Source organism: Bradyrhizobium sp. Pa8, from assembly GCF_052588265.1.
The window spans coordinates 5,834,173-5,851,462 of the sequence record NZ_CP176767.1; the positions used below are offsets into that span (position 1 = coordinate 5,834,173).

A 17,290-nucleotide genomic window follows, 5' to 3' on the forward strand; every position below is an offset into this window, starting at 1 on the left:
CAGCAGGCTCCTTGCGTGCCCTTCAGGTCGGAATTGCGGCCGCACCGTTCGCCGCCTCCGCACGCTGCCGCTCATAGTCGGCCCGCGGCATCGGAACGGCCTTGGGATTGCCGAGATCGTCGATACTGACCCGATAGGTCTCCCGGGCCGTGACGGCCGCCAGCGCCGCGATGACAGTGATACCGAAGGCGATCGCCCCCACCGTCAAGGGGATATTGTCCGAGCCGGGAGGCGCCACGGTCGCAAACAAGGCCGGAAGCAACGCGGTGATGGTCGTTCCGATGTTCTGCGAGATCGCCATCGCCGACACCCGAGTGCGGGTCGGAAACAGCTCCGGGTAGAAGCTCGGGAAGATCGCGTTGTAGCCCTGGTAGACCACACCCCACATCAGGAGCGACAGCAGGATCGCGAGCGGCACATTCCTGATGCTGATGGCATAGAGATAACCGAAGGCGAGCAAGCCGGAGAGAAGCGCGCCGACGATGATCGGAGGCCTGCGGCCGACTTTGTCGGAGAGGTTGCCGACGAAGGGAATGACGAACACCGCCAGCATGTTTCCGAGCACCGGGATCCACAGATAGACGTCCTTGGCAAAACCGATGCCATAGGCCGGCTGCACTGCGTAGGCCGCACCGAAGATGGTCGCAACCACCGGAATGACGTTCATCAGAGCCATGCAGATGACCCTGAGCATGTCGCGCCAGCTCAGCTTGATGGCCTGAACGATGGGCGCCCGCGGCGTCTCGCCCCGCTCGCCCTCCCGGGCGAACGCAGGGGTCTCGTCGACTTCGCGACGAATGATGTAGCCTGCGACGATGACGAAGAAGCTGAGCAGGAACGGAATCCGCCATCCCCAGCTGTTGAATGCGTCGGTCGGCATATAGGCCGCCAGCGGCAGGAAGACGGCTGCCGCGAGGATTTGTCCGGCCTGCACGCCCTGAAGGGCGAAACTGGCATAGAAGCCGCGCCGGCCGAACGGCGCATGCTCCAGGATCATCGAGCTCGCGCCGGAGATTTCACCGGCCACGGCAAATCCCTGCACGAGGCGCAGGATGACGAGCAGGATCGGCGCCAGGATGCCGACCTGCTGATAGGTCGGCAGGATACCCACCGCCATCGTCGAGATGCCCATCAGGAACATGCAGACGATGAGAACGGTCTTGCGGCCATGGGTGTCGCCCCAATGTCCGAGAACGAAGGCACCGATCGGCCGGGCCACATATCCCACGCCATAGGTCGCCAGCGATGCGACGATGGCGACGGTGGGATTTTCCGACGGGAAGAAGATTTGCGGGAAGATCAGCGACGCGGCGGTCGCGTAGATGAAGAAGTCATAATATTCGAGAGCCGAACCGATCCAGCCGCTCGCAGCAGCCTTCCTGGACTGACTCATGTGATGGATCGCGCGAGTCGTGGTCATCGCAGAAAATTCCTCCACTGGGTTTGCTGACGTCCCGTTGTCGGGCTTCGCTGGAAATTGGGCAGCATTCTCCGGGCGCTCTGCCGACTTCCGCGAGCGCTTGTCACTGCCGATGGGTATGCGATTGGTTGCGACAATAGGCTTTCGCCGGGCTAACACAATTACCCAGTTATGCGATAAACCTAACATGATGTTATTTTCGCGCGGGGCGCTCGCCTCCGCCTTAGCGGTCACGCGCGCGGACCGGCTCGACATGCAGTCACGGGAAATCAGTCACGCGGATTGAGGGGTCGCGCGAATAGAGCGTGTCGTCGATCGCCCGCGGGGCGCAGGCGGCTGAGGTGACGAAGTTAGCCGAAGTTAGCTTCCCAGCGCGGTCTCTCCCGGCTCGCGCCCGGGCACGCTGACGTGAACCTCATGGCCCTGGCGAAGCGCCAGCGAGGCCGCGGCAACTGCCGACTCGAACGCAGCTTCCTTCGTCGCGTATTTGCTTTTGACATCGCCGTCATGCAGCACGCCCCATTCGTCCTCGACCGGCACGATCGCGTATTGAGCAAGGCCCATCGTCCAACTCCTATCGCTGCGTGACCTGCGGATGGGCTGCCGTCACCCGCCACACGGTGTTGCCACTGTCGTCGGCAACCAGCAGTGCGCCGGTCTTGTCGATGGCGACGCCGACGGGACGGCCGCGTGCCTGATTGTCACTGTTGAGGAACCCGGTGACGACGTCCTGCGCAGGTCCACTCGGCTTGCCGTCTGCGAACGGCACGAACACGACCTCGTAGCCGTTCAGCACCTGCCGGTTCCAGCTGCCGTGCTCGCCGACGAAGGCGCCGCCGCGGTAAGCTGCCGGAAGGCTCGTGCCGGTGTTGAAAGCCATCCCGAGCGGCGCGACATGCGAGCTCAGCGCGTAGTCCGGCACGATGGCCTTGGCGACGAGGTCGGGCCGCTGCGGCTTGACGCGGGGATCGACGTGCTGGCCGTAATAGCTGTAGGGCCAGCCGTAGAAGCCGCCGTCCTTCACCGACGTCATGTAGTCGGGGACGAGATCGGGACCGAGCTCGTCACGCTCGTTCACTACCGTCCACAGCGCGCCGGTCTGCGGCTCGAAGCTCAGCCCATTGGGATTGCGCAAGCCGCTCGCAAAGATGCGCCAGCGGCCGCTGGCGCGATCGACCTCGAGGATGGCGGCGCGATTGTGCTCGGCCTCCATGCCGTTCTCGGTGATGTTGCTGTTGGAGCCGACGCCGGCATAGAGTTTCGAGCCATCGGGGCTAGCGACCAGGCTCTTGGTCCAGTGATGGTCGATCGGCCCGCCCGGCAGCGGCGTCAGCACCGTGCCCGGTGCGGTGATTTTCGTATCGCCCTCCGTGTAGGGATATTTCACGATCGCATCGGTGTTGGCGACGTAGAGGTCGTTGCCGACCAGCGCTACGCCGAACGGCGAGTTGAGATGGTCGAGGAAGACGCTTTGCGTGTCCGGCACGCCGTCGCCGTTGGTGTCGCGCAGCAGCGTGATGCGGTTGCTCGGGCCCGTATCGCCGCCGGAGGTCGCCCAGGACTCGACATAGCCCATCACGATCTCCTTGGGCCGCTTGATCGCGGCACCCTTCGGCGCCTTGGATTCCACGACCAGCACGTCGCCGTTGGGAAGTACGTAAAGGAAGCGCGGATGCTGCAGGCCCGTCGCGAATGCCTTGGCCTGCAAGCCCTGTGCAACCGTCGGCGTCTCGTCCTTCTTCCACCCGACGATGCGCGCGATGTGCATCGGCGGCAGCAGATATTGCTGAATCTCAGGCAGCTTCGGATTGGCGCCGATCTGCGCTTTGGGATCACCGCTGCCGTCATCGCAACCGGCGAGACACAGAAGCGAAGAGCACAGCAATGTGCGGACAAGCAAGGACGTCATCGCGCAACTCCGACGCCGTGGCGGTACACCATCGCCCAGCCGAGCCAGCCGGTGACCGGCAGGATCAGGACGGTGATCACCGAAAGAATGAGCCCGGTCGGCCACACCGAGGTCCAGCCATCACGCGTGTGGATCAGCACATTGACGATCGCCAGGATCAGCGCCACGGCGTTGCCGATCAGATGCGGCCAGGCCGGAGCCTGCGCCCGCACCAGGCGATTGCCGAGGAAATCGGTCAGGCCGGCGATCGCCGCCAGCACGCCGAAGATGACGCCGACCACCAGAAGCCAGGCGGAGAAATCCGCCCACATGATCTCGGCGCTGACGACATAGGCAATGTCGGTCAGCAATGCCCCGATGAAGCATGCGATCGGTATCGGCACCAGCATCGGATGAATCGGATGACCCGCGATTTGCGCGGTGGAGCGCACGCGCACGGCTTCTTGCACGGTCGGCCTCGTGTGGCTTTTCGCCCTGCCCGACCGGCCAACTCTTGCTTGCGGTGAAGGTTCCTACTCTCGCGCCGCCACCGGCAAGGCGTGATACGCCGCATAGGCGCGCCTCAAGCCATCGTGAAGCGACGTCCCGGCGCGCCAGCCGAGCTTTTCGAGACGCCTGACGTCGAGCAGTTTGCGCGGCGTTCCATCGGGACGCGAGCTATCGAAACTGATCTCGCCGCAGTCATAGCTGGCTCGTGTCGCTGTGTTGGCACTCCTGTGTCGAGTGCAGCACCCTTGCTGCCCCTACCAACACCGTCGCCAAAACAATTCCACCCAAGGCTCACCGACCTGTGAACTTTGGTCGTCACGAGCGGCGCGTCCACGGTGTGGCGCCTGGGCCAACCAGTGGCGGCACGAATTTTCCGGCCTTGATGGCTTCGCATCGGGTTCGGAGGGCTGGAAGCGGAAGCAACTTTTGCTCCGCTTCCTGTCGATGCCGAATGGGCGCGCTGGCCTAAATCGAAAAGTGATCACGGTCGCAACGGCTGCATTGCGCTCGCAGTTTTGGCCGCGCGCACCAACTGAAGGAACTCGGAGCGATAGCCGTAAGGATCGTCGCCGCGCGCGGCCGAGGCGATACGGAGCACGTCGTCATAGCCGAACCGGCCGGTGTGCTTTCCGCCACGTAGAATCTCGCCGAACGCGGCAACACTGGTTGCAAAGCGGGCATCGAGTGGCGCGTCCTCGAAGCGGCCGTGTTCCGATGCGCGATCGACGGGGGTGCTGACCAGCACGCTTTGATCGGATCGCGGCAGCTTGTAGCGGATCTTGACGAAGGCATATTCGGCCGGCGACGGTGAATCGCTCGCCGGGGCTTGCGCACCGTATCGAAGATTGTCGACTACGCGAGGCCCGCCGACAGGCACGATGTCGTAGAGCGCCGTCACGGTTTGCCCCGAGCCGACGTCGCCGGCATCGACTTTGTCATTTGAGAAATCGTCGCGATTGAGAAGTCGCGTCTCGTAGCCGATGAGCCGATATTCGGCGACGGTTGCCGGATTGAACTCGACCTGGATCTTCACATCCTTGCCGATCGGAAACAGCGTCGAACTTGCCTCTTCGACCAGCACCTTGCGTGCCTCGTTGATCGTATCAATGTAGGCGGCGACGCCGTTGCCGTTCTGCGCCAGCGTCCGCGCCAGCGCGTCGTTGTAATTGCCGGCACCAACGCCGAGCACAGACAGGAAAATGCCCTTTTCGCGTTGACGCTCGACGAAACCTTTCAATTCATCCTTGTTCGTAATTCCGACATTGAAGTCGCCATCGGTGGCGAGGATGACACGATTGACGCCGCTGGCGTCAAAGTTCTGCTCTGCAAGCGCATAGGCTTGCCTGATGCCTTCGGCACCCGCCGTGCTGCCACCCGCCTCGAGCCGATCGATCGTCGCCAGGATTTTCGCTTTCTCGGACACGGAAGTGGGATCGAGCGCCGTGCCGGCATTTCCGGCATAGGTCACGATCGCGATGCGGTCCTCGGGTTTCAGCTGGGTAACGAGCATGGCGAGCGACTGCTTCACGAGCGGCAACCGGTTCTGAGGCGCCATCGAGCCCGATGTATCGATCAGGAAAACGAGATTCGCGCGCGGTCGGCTCGTCTGTTGCAGCGCATAGCCTTTGACGCCAATGCGAATGAGCTTGCGGCCTTCAGCCCAGGGGTTCGGAAACACGGCAACGTTGGCCCGGAACGGTTCGCTCGCCGATGCGGGGGCTTCATAGGCATAGGGAAAGTAATTGATCAGCTCCTCGGTCCGAACGGACGCGGCCGGCGGCAGGACATTGCGGTTGAGCTGTGCGCGGACGAACGCGTACGACGCCGTATCGACATCAATGGAGAATGTCGAGACGGGTGCATCGCGCGCGACCTTGAAGGCGTTTTCCGGCGCATTCGCAAACTTGTCGTGGCCGACAGGCTCGGACATAGCAGGAACACGCTCGCGCTGGTCCCGAAAGACTTCGACCTGCGACAGCAGCAACGCAGACGGCGAGCGCGCGTGCATTTGATCGTTCCGGCCTCTAAGAGCGTACATTTCTGACGGTGCCCACTGCATGGGAGCCCTCGACGCCGTCGCGGGAGGCGCCCTCGGAGCGTCCCGGCTGGCAATCAGATTTTCCACGCGCGGCTTGACGGGAGGCGGCGCCGCGGCAGCCGAAGGCGCGGCGGTTTCCTGGCTGGGCTTTCCGGCCTGAGTGGCGGTTTGGATTTGCGTTTGCGGCTGGGCCTGGCTTTCGCTTTCCTTCTTTGCTTGCACTGTCGAAGGAGCTTGAGCGACGTCGTTGCTCGCCATCTTCTGTTCGACGGGCGCAGCGACGTCCTGCAGCTGCGGCGACTGCATGAGATGGAGATAGGTGCCCGATCCGGCAACAATACAGGCCAGGCTGGCGGCCAGGAGATATCGCGTACGCTTCATGACAAGCCTCTCGCGTGACGGCCGCAAGGGCGCGGCGGTTCGCTCGATGAGACGGATGTCGGTCGGCATTCCTTGGCCGTCGTCGGCGTTTTTTTCCTCGGCGCTTTTTTGATCGAAGCGCAGCAGCGCCTCTTGCACAGCCGCGGCACGCGTGTCCGGCGCAGGCGACGGAGGGTCGGGCAAACGCATGATGTTGTGCTCAGTACTCATCGCCGATGTCCTTCGCGAGACCCGCCTGTCGCCTCACTTCGTGCATGCGCCCGGAGATCGTCGACTCGGAGACGCCCAGGGCTGTGGCCGCCTCCGCGTGCGTCATGCCTTCACCGACCACAAGCACGACCGTCTCCCGCAGCAGCGGCGAAAGCCGCGCCAGCTCGCTCGCGAGCCAGCTGCGACGAAACAGATCCCGGCCATCCGGCGGCGCCGCCATTTCGGCAAGAACGGCGAGATGGCCTTTCAGGCGCGTCAACGTCGAATGACGCCGATGGTGGTCATGGCAGGCGTTGCGCACGATACCGACCAGCCAGGTTGTGAACTTCGCCTCCCCCCTGAAAGAACCGATCCGTTCCACGAGCGCGCAGCAGACATCCTGACAAATGTCCTGCGCGTCGGTCTGGGAGCCGGTCATGCGCCACGCGACGCGGTGCATGAGGTCGTAGTGACGCCGCAACAAGGCTTCGAATGCAGCACGGTTGCCCTGCGTGGCCAGACTGACGAGGTCGTCATCCGTGGCGCCGCCATCCGGCGGCTCAGTCACCTCTGCGGTCATAAGCTGAATGGCGCCCCCCATGCCCTTTCCTCAAAGCCGACAGGATTGAGCAAAACAATTGGGACCGTTACCCGGTCCCCCGGGCAGTCCCGTCCTGGACCGCGACCGCATGCGCTTTACCATAGTAGTTCCACCCATAAGCCGGGGCGCCGGGAGGAGATTTTCCGGGCATTCACGAATTGAGACGAACGAGACGCCGGAGTCCTTGGGCCAGGTTTGAAAAAATTCCGGACGGCACAACACCAGGGCCTTACAGCGCTCTGTGGCGGCAGCAACGCAAGCATCGCGGCGGCGAACACGGTCCGGGCGACCATGCCCAGGATTTCCAGGCGGGTCGGCGCGGCGCGGTCCAATTAGCCTCGCTTCAGCCGGTCGCATACGGCGAAGCTAGGAGGGGGTCGCAAACCGGGATTCTAACTGGTTGCCTTTCGCGGTTCTTTTCCAGTGCGGGGAATACGAAAGCTATTAAGAGAGGCGCGAAACGGTCGATCGGAAAGCGAGCATCAGAACGTGCAAGCAGCCGATTTGTCAGAATGAAATCTGACCCCTCTCGCTAAATCCTCAAAAATTTGGAGCGGGTGAAGGGAATCGAACCCTCGTATTCAGCTTGGAAGTCTCAAATTATGCTAGTGCTTTCCTCAACGGCTCTGACATTTCCAGCACATTCTACCTATTGAAATCATTGCAATATTTTCAATTGTCAGAATGACGACCGGGCTGCCATTAACCCTTCATTAAGCATGCGACGCCAACCTCCCCGAAAATAAGGGAGTCGCAAATGGCAATGTTTCGAATTCAGCTCGCCGACGGCGAGCGGAACCTGAAGACCGACCTCAAAGCTCTGAACGAGGACTCGGCTCGCAGCGCTGCGGAGAAATGGTTCGATGGAGCTCGCTGGCGCATCGTCGCTATCCGGCGCTTGTCGGACTGAGCTCTTATTCTATCCTTTTCGGTCGCTTCACGCGGCGATCTAAGTCTCGAGCCGATTCAAACGTAAGGCCACCGATCGGCCTCAGGCTCTGTACTGGTACAGCACCTGCGGCCGGCGCCGCGCCTTTCCGCACGATCAGCACGACACTCCGTCCTTTAGCACGACCGAAACGCCGTGAAAGAAGGCTTCAACCGGTCGGTGCCCCTCGACTGCTGGGTGCGGACCAAGCGTACTTCGTCGCTCCATAAACGCCAACTCTCTAGGGTCCACGTCACCACGCCTCGCCTATGAGCCAGGCATTGGAGCGCTAGACAACTCCCTCGCTTGAACAATCCGCGCGCCTCACGCCAAATCCTTACGATACGGGGGATATTCAACGATCATGCACCAGCGCCTACACGACCTTCCGCTCGAAGGGTTCGCGATCATTGTAGATGGCCACACGAAAATGACCTTCTCCACCAGAGAAGGCGCGCACAGAGCGGCCATCGAGCTGAAAGACCGGTTCCCGGCAATCCAAATCAAGATCTACGACGCCGCAGCTAAGCACGCTGAATTCACCTGACGAGATGATGGCTGCTACGGTTTGAGCTTGCTGCTATCAATCATCGGGCGACCTGACGCTCCAACCTTAAACTGCCCAAACACGATCGGAATTCATGGTCTTGCTTGCCGGTTGCGCAAGCAACCGGACTAGGCACGCGCCAATGAGCGGGGGAAGGCGCTCAAGGGCGCCGCCTGCGGCGCTTGCATTGCCCTTGACCGCCGTGGGGTCGCAGACCCCAACTGCGTGCGCGCAGGCGCATCGCGACAGGTGAGATGGCACCCGCAAGAGCGTGAGCATACCCTGCCCAAGCGAGAGCCGCGCACCTCGAGGGGGCGCTGTCGACGGTAAGGCAGCCTTGGTGGCGGAGGCTTTCACGCTTGTCCCTCTGGAAGTCATCGTTTGTCGGAAACGGCCGTTGGCCGGGTAACGCGCTCAAGACCGTAATTCGTTGAGCGAACAAGGAAGAGCGAGCGGCTGCGTAGATGACGTAGATCGTAAATGCGAGGCGCAGTCGCTGAACCGCACTCCGCCTCCGCTATTGCCCCTTCGAGCAAATACCTGCAGCTAGTTGTTCTTGGCTTCGTACGCACGGATCAGCGCTAGATTCATCAAAACGCGCTCACTGAGTGAAGATGCCTCTCGTTCGGCATCGTTCCCGCTGACACCATCGGAATGGCGCCCCGTCTCAAAACTAGCGAACTCCTCGCGATCGCTGTCTACGACCCAACGAAGCCGACCGATCGATTTCCTCGAGCTTTCCACGGCAATGCACCCCGCGTCGGCGGCCCGGCACACTGCCCCCGCCGATAAGTGTGCCGGGCCTAGCCAGTCAACGCTGGTCGAATCCTGACCGGCTAGCGTTGATATTGGGGCCGCAATGTGATTTTGGGAATTGTTTGGCTGCAACACCCGTTAGAATTCGCCGAGGTCGTGCGACGCAGCGCAGATCTTCGCCCGACGTGCCGATCCAAATCCAAGCTTTAGTCTGAACGAATGGTGCCAGCATCGGCCGCCAACAGGCTAGAATCGAGCTTGCAACTAGCGCGTCGAGGACCTCGGTCGATTTCTAGCGTTGGTACTATCGAAGCCTTCGACTCCCGCTCCATCGCTATTCAGCCCCCTGCCCCAGCGACGGAGCGGGACAGGAGGAGATCGACTCTCTGAGGGCCGGATATGCCCAACTCACAAGAAGCAATGCCGAGGGACCTCGAGGCGCCACTATCGGTGCCTGCGCCCGACCGCGATCTGCACAGCAAGCACGCTCGTCTTGCGCCCGTGGCACTTCTCACGAGCAAATTTGAAGGGTGATGTGTGCAACCGCATTTTACTCGGGCGATATCCAGTGAATGCGAGACATGGAACGAGATGGAAGCGATCACATAGCTGAATCCCTTTTCCTCGGTTCTGATCGCAGATCTGCTGATCGATCATCATTTATCGCACCCGCTGCGCCGATTGGCCTTTCGTTTCCAGGGGCGACCAGCGGAAGTGTCATAGAGATCGAAGTCCCCTTCCCAAAGGCGGAAACCAGCCTGATACGGCCGCCCAGTTGCTCGGTCACGAGGTTATGGACGATGTGAAGGCCGAGCCCGGTACTGCCCTTCGCCCGTCGCGTGGTGAAGAAAGGATCGAACACGTGTCGCTGGGCATCCTCCGAAATGCCAATTCCGTCATCAGAAAAAGTAATCTCCACGAAGTCGCTGCCGATGCGGGCTGCCTCAATCAACATGTCGCCGCAAGATCGGTCAGCAAAACCGTGGGTAACGGCATTGAAGATCAGGTTCGTCAACACTTGACCGTAAGCGCCCGGATAGCTCACCATGATGATGTCGGGGGGAATATCGAGCGCCAGGGGACCGCGAGGTTTAGGCAGACCGGGAACGACGCTGGCCACGATTTGCTCGGTTGCAATCCTGAGGTCAAAGCTGCGGCGATCTGCAAGATTGCGATCGACGGCAACTTGCTTGAACGCCTGAATCAGCTTGCCAGCGCGCTCCAGATTGGCAACCAGCTGGTTGGCGGCGTCGCGGTTGCTGTCGACAAATTCCGAGAGGGACGAACGGCGCACAGGACCGGAGATTATCTGATTGGCAAACCTTGAGCAGCGTTGTGCAAGTGTCGAGGCGACCGTCAAGCTAGTACCAACAGGGCTGTTGAGCTCGTGTGCGACGCCCGCAACAAGGCGCCCGAGTGCGGCGAGTTTCTCCGTCTCAATGAGATAGCGCTGGGTTTCGCTGGCGTGCAGCGCCGCTTCGGCAATCCTCCGTTTGTCGCGGATTTCGGCAAACAGTGCCGCCAGTAGCGATGCGCCGATGGCCACAAGCAAAATGCTGACCTGCGCTGCAGCGACGCGCTCGTCTATCGCAAGGGTGGGATTGCCGAAATAGCCAATGCCAAAGGTCGTCGTCCAAACGATTGAAAGACTGACGATGAAAGCCGCAGCTGCGGCAAAAACCGGCCGGCATCGCGCTGCGAGCCATAGCAGCGGCGCAAAAAGGACAGCGACTGGTCCGACGTTTGCCAGAAGGTCCGAACGCAGGAAAATGGCCAGCGCGCTCACCAGCGCCAACATCGCGACGATTAAAGCGCCCTCCAGAAGCTCGGCCACGGGCAGCCGGTCCCGCGCAGCTGAGGCGAACTCGATGAGCAATGGCGCAACGACGATGATCCCCAGTGCGTCAGATGCGAACCAATGCTGCCAGGTAACCCATATCGGAGTGGTCGCACTGTGAAAGAACTTGAATACAACAGCCCCACCGACGCCGGACACGGCAGTCGCGACGGATGCTGCCCCGACCAATGCAATCACGTTGCGCGGCTTGGCCAACGTGAAGCCGGAACCATGGTAACGGTCGATCAGCCATGCCGCGAGCCCGGCCTCGAAAGCATTACAACAGCCGAAGAGAATGGCACCCCAGAGATTTCGATCGCCAAGCAGGTTCGCCAAAATGGTCGCAGCCATCGTGCCGAAGATGACCGGTAGTCGCGCGCGGGCCCCCAGGACGATCAGAGCGCCTGCCGACACACCCGCCGCCGGCCAGAACACTGCCACGCCCTCCGGCTTGGTCAGCAATTCGAGGCTAAGCCGCGCAGCGGTGAAATACGCAATAGCGATAGCAAATGTGAGTGTGATGACGCCTGCCCACTTCGTCGGATCAAACGCGGCGGGCATCGCTCGTTGAATCTTCGTGACTTTTGCCGCGAGGTCGGACATGGGCGGGTCTACCGAAGGTTCCAGATATACTGACGGAACCATCCGCAGGCCTCAAGTGGCCTGAATATGACAAACTCGAGGCAGCGTCCGCTCCCAGCCCATCAGCGAAGTGGCGACACCTCGATTGGGGGCCGCTTGGTGGGGTGGAGTGGACTGACTTTGCTCGCTCTGAGTTCTTCGCATTTTGACCCGGAAGGGACTTCGTCAAGCGAACGCATCCGTTGCAGACGATCTGTACCACGCGTACCGTCGCCGATGCCGATGCAAGGAACCCCAATGACTGATCGAGAAAAAATCTAATTGCCCTTCGCGAAAAGCCTCTGAAGACTTTCGAAATCATGAAGCGCGTGAACATAATGCATCAGGACGACTGCCAATCGCTCCTGTTAAAGATGCGTGACGACGGCGCCGTGAAGTTCGATATTCACAAGGGACATTGACTCGCTGCGTGACAAGGTTCGCTTGGTCACCAGCGGCTGGTAGATGCTTTCAAGTTCCTTTCAGCGGAGAGAACGACTAGCCGACTTCGAGCGGTTTTTCTCTTGGCTGGCGCGTATCAAAACATTCGGTGGCGCGGTGCAGCCGAACGGCCAACACCCACCCGGACGTCGTTCGTCGTTGAGGCCACGCCCGACGCGGGCGAGGTCGCGGCCAGCTATTTGCACCTGGGCGTCGAGCATATCCTGTTCGGTTTCGATCATCTGTTTTTTTGTTCTGGCACTGGTAATTCTCGTTCGCGACGGACGCCGCGTCATCGTGACCCCGACGGCTTTCACCCTCGCGTATAGCCTCACGCTTGCCACGGCATCGCTCGGTTTTGTCAGTGTGCCGGGCCCGCCCCATCGAGGCCGCCATCGCGCTCAGCATCGTGCTGGTTGCTGAGGAAAACGTGAACGGGCGGCGCGGCAGACCATTGTTCGCGGCGCGCTGGCCATCGCTGATCGCATTCTCTTTCGGGCTGCTGCACGGACTCGGTTTTGCCGCGGCGCTGGCCGAAGTTGGACTGCCCCAGCATTCGCTTCCGGTCGCACTTCTGTTCTTCACTCTCGGCATAGAAATCGGACAATGGCTTTCGTCGCCGCGATTATGGCGGCGATCTGGATTCTCTGCCGCGCAATCGCACTTTACGCGAAGCCGACATTGGTCCCACAGGCGGTCAATCGGCTAGATTTTGCTGTGGCTTACGCGATCGGGACAATGGCGGCCTTTTGGCTGATCGAGGGGACCTATGCGTTTTTCGTCTGAAGGCCGCGCCGTTCTGCAGCGTATTGGTAGTCGTTCGGGTTGTGCTAGCCTGCTGACATTCCTTTGGCCGCAAAACGCTGTGGCCACCACTTGTCGTGAGACTGGCATGCCCGACTTCAGGAAGCGCCCCATCATCCTCGCGGCCGTCGTGTTGATGGCTATGATTGTTGCGGGGAGCCATCCCGCCCGCGCGCAGACCCTGAAAACCGTCAAAGAGCGCGGTTCGCTGAATTGCGGTGTCAGCCAGGGACTGCTGGGATTTTCCAGCATGGACGACAAGAGCAACTGGAGCGGTTTCGATGTCGACATATGCCGGGCGGTTGCGGCAGCGATTTTAGGCGATCCCGCCAAGGTGACGTTCACCCCGCTCGATGCAACCTCCCGCTTCGCGGCGCTGCAGTCGGGCAAGATCGATTTGCTATCGCGCAACTCGACCTGGACGATGTCGCGGGAGAGTTCGCTCGGTCTGATGTTCGCCGGTATCGCCTATTATGACGGTCAGGGCTTTCTGTTGCGGCGGGATACCGGGATCGACACCGCGTTGCAGCTAGGAGGCAAGACGGTTTGCACCCAGACCGGCACCACCAGCGAACTGAACCTGACGGACTATTTTCGCACCAAGGACATGGCACTGAAGGTGCTGGCACTCGACACCGCGGAAGAGAGCCGAAAAGCCTATGATGATCGCAAATGCGACGTGCTGACCAGCGACGTGTCGCAACTCTACGCCGAGCGCCTCAAGCTGTCCGCGCCTGACAGCCACATTATCTTGCCGGAGGTGATTTCGAAGGAGCCGCTTGGGCCCGCGGTGCGGCAAGGCGACGACCAGTGGTTCAACTTGGTGAAGTGGACACTCTATGCGGTGATCAATGCCGAGGAATTGGGCGTCAAGTCGGCAACGGTCGACGACGCCGCGAAATCGCAAAATCCCGACATCAGGCGCCTGCTCGGCGGCGAAGGCGAGTTCGGCGAGCAACTGGGCCTTACAAAGGATTGGGCCGCTCGCGCGGTGCGCGCAGTCGGCAATTACGGCGAAATCTACGAGAGAAATGTTGGAACGCAGTCGAAGCTCAGTATCCCGCGCGGACTGAACGGGCTCTGGACGCAGGGCGGAATTCAGTACGCGCCTCCCGTCAGATAATTCCTTTTGGGGGCCGACCATGGACGTGGATTATTATGCGCTGATCACGAAAGCCGTCGCAGGCAAAGACGCCACGGCGCGCGACCGGATTTACAAGGACGCCTTTGGACTGATCACGCGATCCCACCTCACGCGCGAGGCCGCGTCGTCGCACGCCGCCGCGCTGGAGGACGCCATCCGGCGGATCGAGGATGACATGGCCGCCGAGGAAGCGAACGCCGCGGCTGAAATCAACGAGGTGTTGTCGACGGGGAGGAACTGGAAGCCGCTCGCCATCGGCGCGGCTGCGCTCGTTGCTGCCATCGCCGCGTCCGCCTTGCTCTACGTCTATGTCGCTATTAAAGGACCGGCCATTGTTGCCAGCAATGCCGCATCGCCGCCGCCCAAGGTGCAGCGTGTGCGCGAAGAGGCCGTCATGGCGGATCTCAAGCCTGGCGTCGATGGCGGCTCCACAGGCGAAGGCCTGCCGTTCGCGCTACAGCGACAAGTGGTCTTTTACCGGACCACCGTCGTTCCCGGCTCGATCGTGGTCGACCGCGAAAACCGCTTTCTCTACCTAATCGATAACAACAATTCCGCGCGCCGCTACGGCATCGGGATCGCGCAGGCCTGCCAGAAGGGCGGCAGCTTCTTCCGCATCGCAAACAAGCTGGAATGGCCGGACTGGCAGCCTTCCGCTACGAGTAGCAGGGACACCGAAGCCTTGCAGGCGTCGGCCGGCCGTCCCGGCAGTTTCCTCGGCGCCCGCGCACTGTTGCTCGACAAGCCCGGACTGCTCATCCACGGCACGAATTCGCCGAAGACGATCGGCCATCTCGTCTTTTCCGGATGCATTCGGCTGGTGAACGACGACGTCGAGGATTTGTACCGGCGGGTTTCGCTGGAAACGCGGGTCGTCTTCATCACCTAAACAACTCGCGATATAGGCAGGAGTCAGGGTGGGCTGGACAACGCCTTACGTCCACACACGGCCGATAGTGTTGCAAAAGTCGAAAATCGAACGGCCCAAAAAACCTCGCGAAAGTAGATTTTTAGACTTCTCCGCTGCGGCGTCGCTATTCAGCTCCGCTACGAAGGTCCGTGGTCGATTTCGGATGAAACGATATGGTCCCTCACGTCGCCGCGCGTAAAACGCATCAACGGCTCTAAGAATTTTCGTTCGTCACCTCAAAAAGACTTTTGCAACTCAATCGGCCCTTAGCCGACCGTTGGCCAAGCGTGTGGCCATATCGGCTTCTTGGGGCAGACCGGCCCCCATCGAGATTGGGCGCAATCAACGCTTTTGCCCCCCAGCGTCCTAAGCGAGGTGATGTATCGGCCGGCATCGCGCAATGTGACCAGCTTACGGCCGGCTACCTCAATCGGACTTTCGAACAGCCGCCCCCAACCCCGTTCTGCCATTCAACGCTCTCCTGGCCATTAGATCGTCGGCGGATTAGGGCCCGTCGTTGAGCGCACCGCTTTCCGGTTCATCATAGCGGGCCCTTTGTTTCGCCAGATTTCTAACCCCATCCTTTCAAATTTCGAATTAATGGGGAGAATCGACGTGGCTACAGGGACGGTGAAGTGGTTTAACGCGACAAAAGGCTATGGGTTTATTCAACCTGACAAAGGCGGCAAAGACGTATTTGTCCATATCTCGGCCGTTGAGAGGGCCGGCCTGAGCAGCCTCAACGAGGGCGCTAAGGTCAGCTATGAACTAGTCACGGACCGCGGCAAGGAATCCGCCGGAAATCTTCGGGTTGGATAGAGTTTGCGAGGCCCGCCGGTTCACGCTGGCGGGCTACTTCACGATCCGATATTTCTTGGGCGCCTTGCGTCTTGGTGGTGTGTCCGGCGTACGCTGTTTTCCGAGGTCTCAAACAGAGGCAGGAAATAATGTCAGCTACAGAAATCCTAAAGAGCGCATTCGCGCTCACCCTTTATATTGCGGCGACAACGACGACGCTCGCAATCGCCCAAGAAGCGACATTTTCCGAAGGCGAGCGACTTGGCCTTGCAGCTTGTTTGTCCAAATGCCCCGATAACGACAAGGCATGCAACAATCGATGCATCTCGAATTCTCAAACCAAGGGCCGTGTGTGGGGCGACGATGTGCGCGTTTGCATTAGGGGTTGCCGGGTAGGCACCCAAATGAAAAATCAGATATTTGGTTGTATAACGGGCTGCCGCCTTGATCGGATCGTGCGGTAGAAGCCCAGCGATATTCTCGCCGGCATCGTGCAGCGTCACCAGCTTGCCGCCAGGCACTTTGATCGGATCGTAAAATGGGCGGCCCCAGCCCCGATCTGTCATTCCTTGCGCGTAGCGCTACGGGCGCTTTGTTGTCCACAGTGTCGATCGCGACACACCGCATCGGCGCGACTCGCCGTAGGCTTTTGCGGCAGTTCCCCACGGATCGACCGGCTTCTGGTTCGGAACATTGTTGAGGGAGCGTTAGGCGCGCTCAGCCCGATCCTCGTCCGCCGGCGATCAGGGCAAACAAGACGGTGACGGCGATTTTGCGCATCGAGAAACTCCCGTTCTGCGACGAGCATAACATCGCGCAGATTGCGGCATTAACGCAGCGGAGCGTGAGCCGGGATGACGATGATCGGACGATGCGCACGCCAGATTGATCCGCACTGAGTGCAACGTAATGGCCGCAGCGCTAGTCCGCGGCAATAGACCAGGACGCCAGGCACGGCCATCTCGCGCATCTGGCCGAAGGCGATCTTTTGAGGCCGCAATCCCGCGATCAAAGCGGCGTCCCATCGAGCCTGCAAAGTATCGATTCCTAGCGGCGCGGAACGAGCGCGAGCTACTGCCCGCCTAGCCCGCCTAGGGGCAATAACAACGACCCTTGCCCCGGTCATCATCGCAGCATCACGACCGTAGTTTTCGGCCCAGTAATGCGGCGTGGGCCCCCACCGATCGTGCAGACACCACGATCTCGAAGCCGATCGTTGATGCCCTAGTCGCCGTGCTCGTCGCGCGGCAAATCGATCACCTCGTCGTAGATCCGTTCGTCTCCTCCCATGACGCCTCGGAGAACGACAACACGGCCAAGGACCACATCGTCAAGGCATCGGGTTGGGTCGACGCGCCCTACCGCAGCGGCCCATCGAAGAACTGGCGCAAGTTGAAAAACCCGGCGAGCGAGGCGGCGCGCTGCGAGGGCGAAAGGAATGCCGGTAAGGCTGCGGGCCATGCGCCAATTGTTTGAG

16 protein-coding genes and 2 pseudogenes are annotated in these 17,290 nt (G+C 60.9%); 9 read left to right on the forward strand and 9 right to left on the reverse strand.

The genetic code is table 11. The annotated features are described in order from the left end of the window. Positions 1–22 precede the first annotated feature (22 nt). From ACKWRH_RS27585 to ACKWRH_RS27615, 7 genes and pseudogenes are all read right to left on the reverse strand, one after another. Positions 23–1,420 carry an MFS transporter gene (locus ACKWRH_RS27585; RefSeq protein ID WP_445216071.1) on the reverse strand — a complete coding sequence of 466 codons (1,398 nt, stop codon included), beginning with the start codon at positions 1,418–1,420 and terminating at the stop codon, positions 23–25. A 360-nt stretch (positions 1,421–1,780) separates the two neighbouring features. Beyond that, positions 1,781–1,984: a hypothetical protein gene (locus ACKWRH_RS27590; RefSeq protein ID WP_282521087.1), complete on the reverse strand. Its 204-nt coding sequence runs from the start codon at positions 1,982–1,984 to the stop codon at positions 1,781–1,783. Between the two features lie 10 nt (positions 1,985–1,994). After that, positions 1,995–3,329, reverse strand: coding sequence for a PQQ-dependent sugar dehydrogenase (locus tag ACKWRH_RS27595; protein WP_445216072.1), 1,335 nt, complete (start codon positions 3,327–3,329; stop codon positions 1,995–1,997). Further along, positions 3,326–3,778 (reverse strand): DUF2231 domain-containing protein, encoded by a 453-nt coding sequence (locus ACKWRH_RS27600; RefSeq protein ID WP_445216073.1) that lies wholly within the window; start codon positions 3,776–3,778, stop codon positions 3,326–3,328. The genes ACKWRH_RS27595 and ACKWRH_RS27600 overlap by 4 nt, the downstream gene beginning before the upstream one ends. 63 nt (positions 3,779–3,841) lie before the next feature. Then, positions 3,842–4,006 (reverse strand): annotated as a pseudogene (locus ACKWRH_RS27605) (GDP-L-fucose synthase); the annotation flags it as partial. 293 nt (positions 4,007–4,299) lie between these two features. Further along, positions 4,300–6,237 carry a vWA domain-containing protein gene (locus ACKWRH_RS27610; RefSeq protein WP_445222484.1) on the reverse strand — a complete coding sequence of 646 codons (1,938 nt, stop codon included), beginning with the start codon at positions 6,235–6,237 and terminating at the stop codon, positions 4,300–4,302. A gap of 199 nt (positions 6,238–6,436) precedes the next feature. After that, positions 6,437–7,027, reverse strand: coding sequence for an RNA polymerase sigma factor (locus ACKWRH_RS27615; protein ID WP_445216074.1), 591 nt, complete (start codon positions 7,025–7,027; stop codon positions 6,437–6,439). Between the two features lie 757 nt (positions 7,028–7,784). Here ACKWRH_RS27615 and ACKWRH_RS27620 point away from each other — a divergent pair. Together ACKWRH_RS27620 and ACKWRH_RS27625 are read left to right on the forward strand one after the other, a co-directional pair. Continuing rightward, positions 7,785–7,937, forward strand: a complete 153-nt coding sequence (locus tag ACKWRH_RS27620; RefSeq protein WP_156527619.1) for a hypothetical protein — start codon at positions 7,785–7,787, stop codon at positions 7,935–7,937. A 382-nt stretch (positions 7,938–8,319) separates the two neighbouring features. Next, positions 8,320–8,502 carry a hypothetical protein gene (locus ACKWRH_RS27625; protein WP_445216075.1) on the forward strand — a complete coding sequence of 61 codons (183 nt, stop codon included), beginning with the start codon at positions 8,320–8,322 and terminating at the stop codon, positions 8,500–8,502. A 1,357-nt stretch (positions 8,503–9,859) separates the two neighbouring features. Here the strand turns inward: ACKWRH_RS27625 and ACKWRH_RS27630 are convergent. Then, positions 9,860–11,698 carry an ATP-binding protein gene (locus ACKWRH_RS27630; RefSeq protein ID WP_445216076.1) on the reverse strand — a complete coding sequence of 613 codons (1,839 nt, stop codon included), beginning with the start codon at positions 11,696–11,698 and terminating at the stop codon, positions 9,860–9,862. 483 nt (positions 11,699–12,181) lie between these two features. Between ACKWRH_RS27630 and ACKWRH_RS27635 the strand changes: the two genes are divergently transcribed. The 6 genes and pseudogenes from ACKWRH_RS27635 to ACKWRH_RS27660 all read left to right on the forward strand — a co-directional run bounded on the left by ACKWRH_RS27635 (position 12,182) and on the right by ACKWRH_RS27660 (position 15,834). Next, entirely contained in the window at positions 12,182–12,580 is a 399-nt protein-coding gene (locus ACKWRH_RS27635; protein WP_445216077.1) for a HupE/UreJ family protein, read from the forward strand. 7 nt (positions 12,581–12,587) lie between these two features. Then, positions 12,588–12,707, forward strand: a pseudogene (locus tag ACKWRH_RS27640) (HupE/UreJ family protein); the annotation flags it as partial. Positions 12,708–12,763: 56 nt separating this feature from the next. Beyond that, positions 12,764–12,943: a hypothetical protein gene (locus ACKWRH_RS27645; protein WP_445222627.1), complete on the forward strand. Its 180-nt coding sequence runs from the start codon at positions 12,764–12,766 to the stop codon at positions 12,941–12,943. Positions 12,944–13,049: 106 nt separating this feature from the next. Continuing rightward, positions 13,050–14,084, forward strand: coding sequence for an amino acid ABC transporter substrate-binding protein (locus ACKWRH_RS27650; RefSeq protein ID WP_439035013.1), 1,035 nt, complete (start codon positions 13,050–13,052; stop codon positions 14,082–14,084). Between the two features lie 19 nt (positions 14,085–14,103). Beyond that, entirely contained in the window at positions 14,104–14,994 is an 891-nt protein-coding gene (locus ACKWRH_RS27655; protein WP_445216078.1) for a L,D-transpeptidase, read from the forward strand. Between the two features lie 636 nt (positions 14,995–15,630). Then, the gene (locus tag ACKWRH_RS27660) at positions 15,631–15,834 is read left to right on the forward strand and encodes a cold-shock protein (RefSeq protein WP_354081238.1); all 204 of its coding nucleotides are present in this window, start codon (positions 15,631–15,633) and stop codon (positions 15,832–15,834) included. A gap of 146 nt (positions 15,835–15,980) precedes the next feature. Here the strand turns inward: ACKWRH_RS27660 and ACKWRH_RS27665 are convergent, their stop codons facing one another. After that, positions 15,981–16,379 carry a hypothetical protein gene (locus tag ACKWRH_RS27665; RefSeq protein ID WP_445216079.1) on the reverse strand — a complete coding sequence of 133 codons (399 nt, stop codon included), beginning with the start codon at positions 16,377–16,379 and terminating at the stop codon, positions 15,981–15,983. Between the two features lie 667 nt (positions 16,380–17,046). On the opposite strand from ACKWRH_RS27665, the gene ACKWRH_RS27670 reads away from it, so the two are divergent. Then, positions 17,047–17,289, forward strand: a complete 243-nt coding sequence (locus ACKWRH_RS27670) for a hypothetical protein (protein ID WP_445216080.1) — start codon at positions 17,047–17,049, stop codon at positions 17,287–17,289. The last annotated feature ends 1 nt before the right edge of the window (position 17,290 follow it).

Coding starts and splice junctions, on each gene's coding strand:
- ACKWRH_RS27585 (WP_445216071.1), bottom strand. CDS start 1,420: ATGACCACGACTCGCGCGATCCATCACATGAGTCAGTCCAGGAAGGCT.
- ACKWRH_RS27590 (WP_282521087.1), bottom strand. CDS start 1,984: ATGGGCCTTGCTCAATACGCGATCGTGCCGGTCGAGGACGAATGGGGC.
- ACKWRH_RS27595 (WP_445216072.1), bottom strand. CDS start 3,329: ATGACGTCCTTGCTTGTCCGCACATTGCTGTGCTCTTCGCTTCTGTGT.
- ACKWRH_RS27610 (WP_445222484.1), bottom strand. CDS start 6,237: ATGAAGCGTACGCGATATCTCCTGGCCGCCAGCCTGGCCTGTATTGTT.
- ACKWRH_RS27615 (WP_445216074.1), bottom strand. CDS start 7,027: ATGGGGGGCGCCATTCAGCTTATGACCGCAGAGGTGACTGAGCCGCCG.
- ACKWRH_RS27620 (WP_156527619.1), top strand. CDS start 7,785: ATGGCAATGTTTCGAATTCAGCTCGCCGACGGCGAGCGGAACCTGAAG.
- ACKWRH_RS27625 (WP_445216075.1), top strand. CDS start 8,320: ATGCACCAGCGCCTACACGACCTTCCGCTCGAAGGGTTCGCGATCATT.
- ACKWRH_RS27630 (WP_445216076.1), bottom strand. CDS start 11,698: ATGTCCGACCTCGCGGCAAAAGTCACGAAGATTCAACGAGCGATGCCC.
- ACKWRH_RS27635 (WP_445216077.1), top strand. CDS start 12,182: ATGCTTTCAAGTTCCTTTCAGCGGAGAGAACGACTAGCCGACTTCGAG.
- ACKWRH_RS27645 (WP_445222627.1), top strand. CDS start 12,764: ATGGCTTTCGTCGCCGCGATTATGGCGGCGATCTGGATTCTCTGCCGC.
- ACKWRH_RS27650 (WP_439035013.1), top strand. CDS start 13,050: ATGCCCGACTTCAGGAAGCGCCCCATCATCCTCGCGGCCGTCGTGTTG.
- ACKWRH_RS27655 (WP_445216078.1), top strand. CDS start 14,104: ATGGACGTGGATTATTATGCGCTGATCACGAAAGCCGTCGCAGGCAAA.
- ACKWRH_RS27665 (WP_445216079.1), bottom strand. CDS start 16,379: ATGACAGATCGGGGCTGGGGCCGCCCATTTTACGATCCGATCAAAGTG.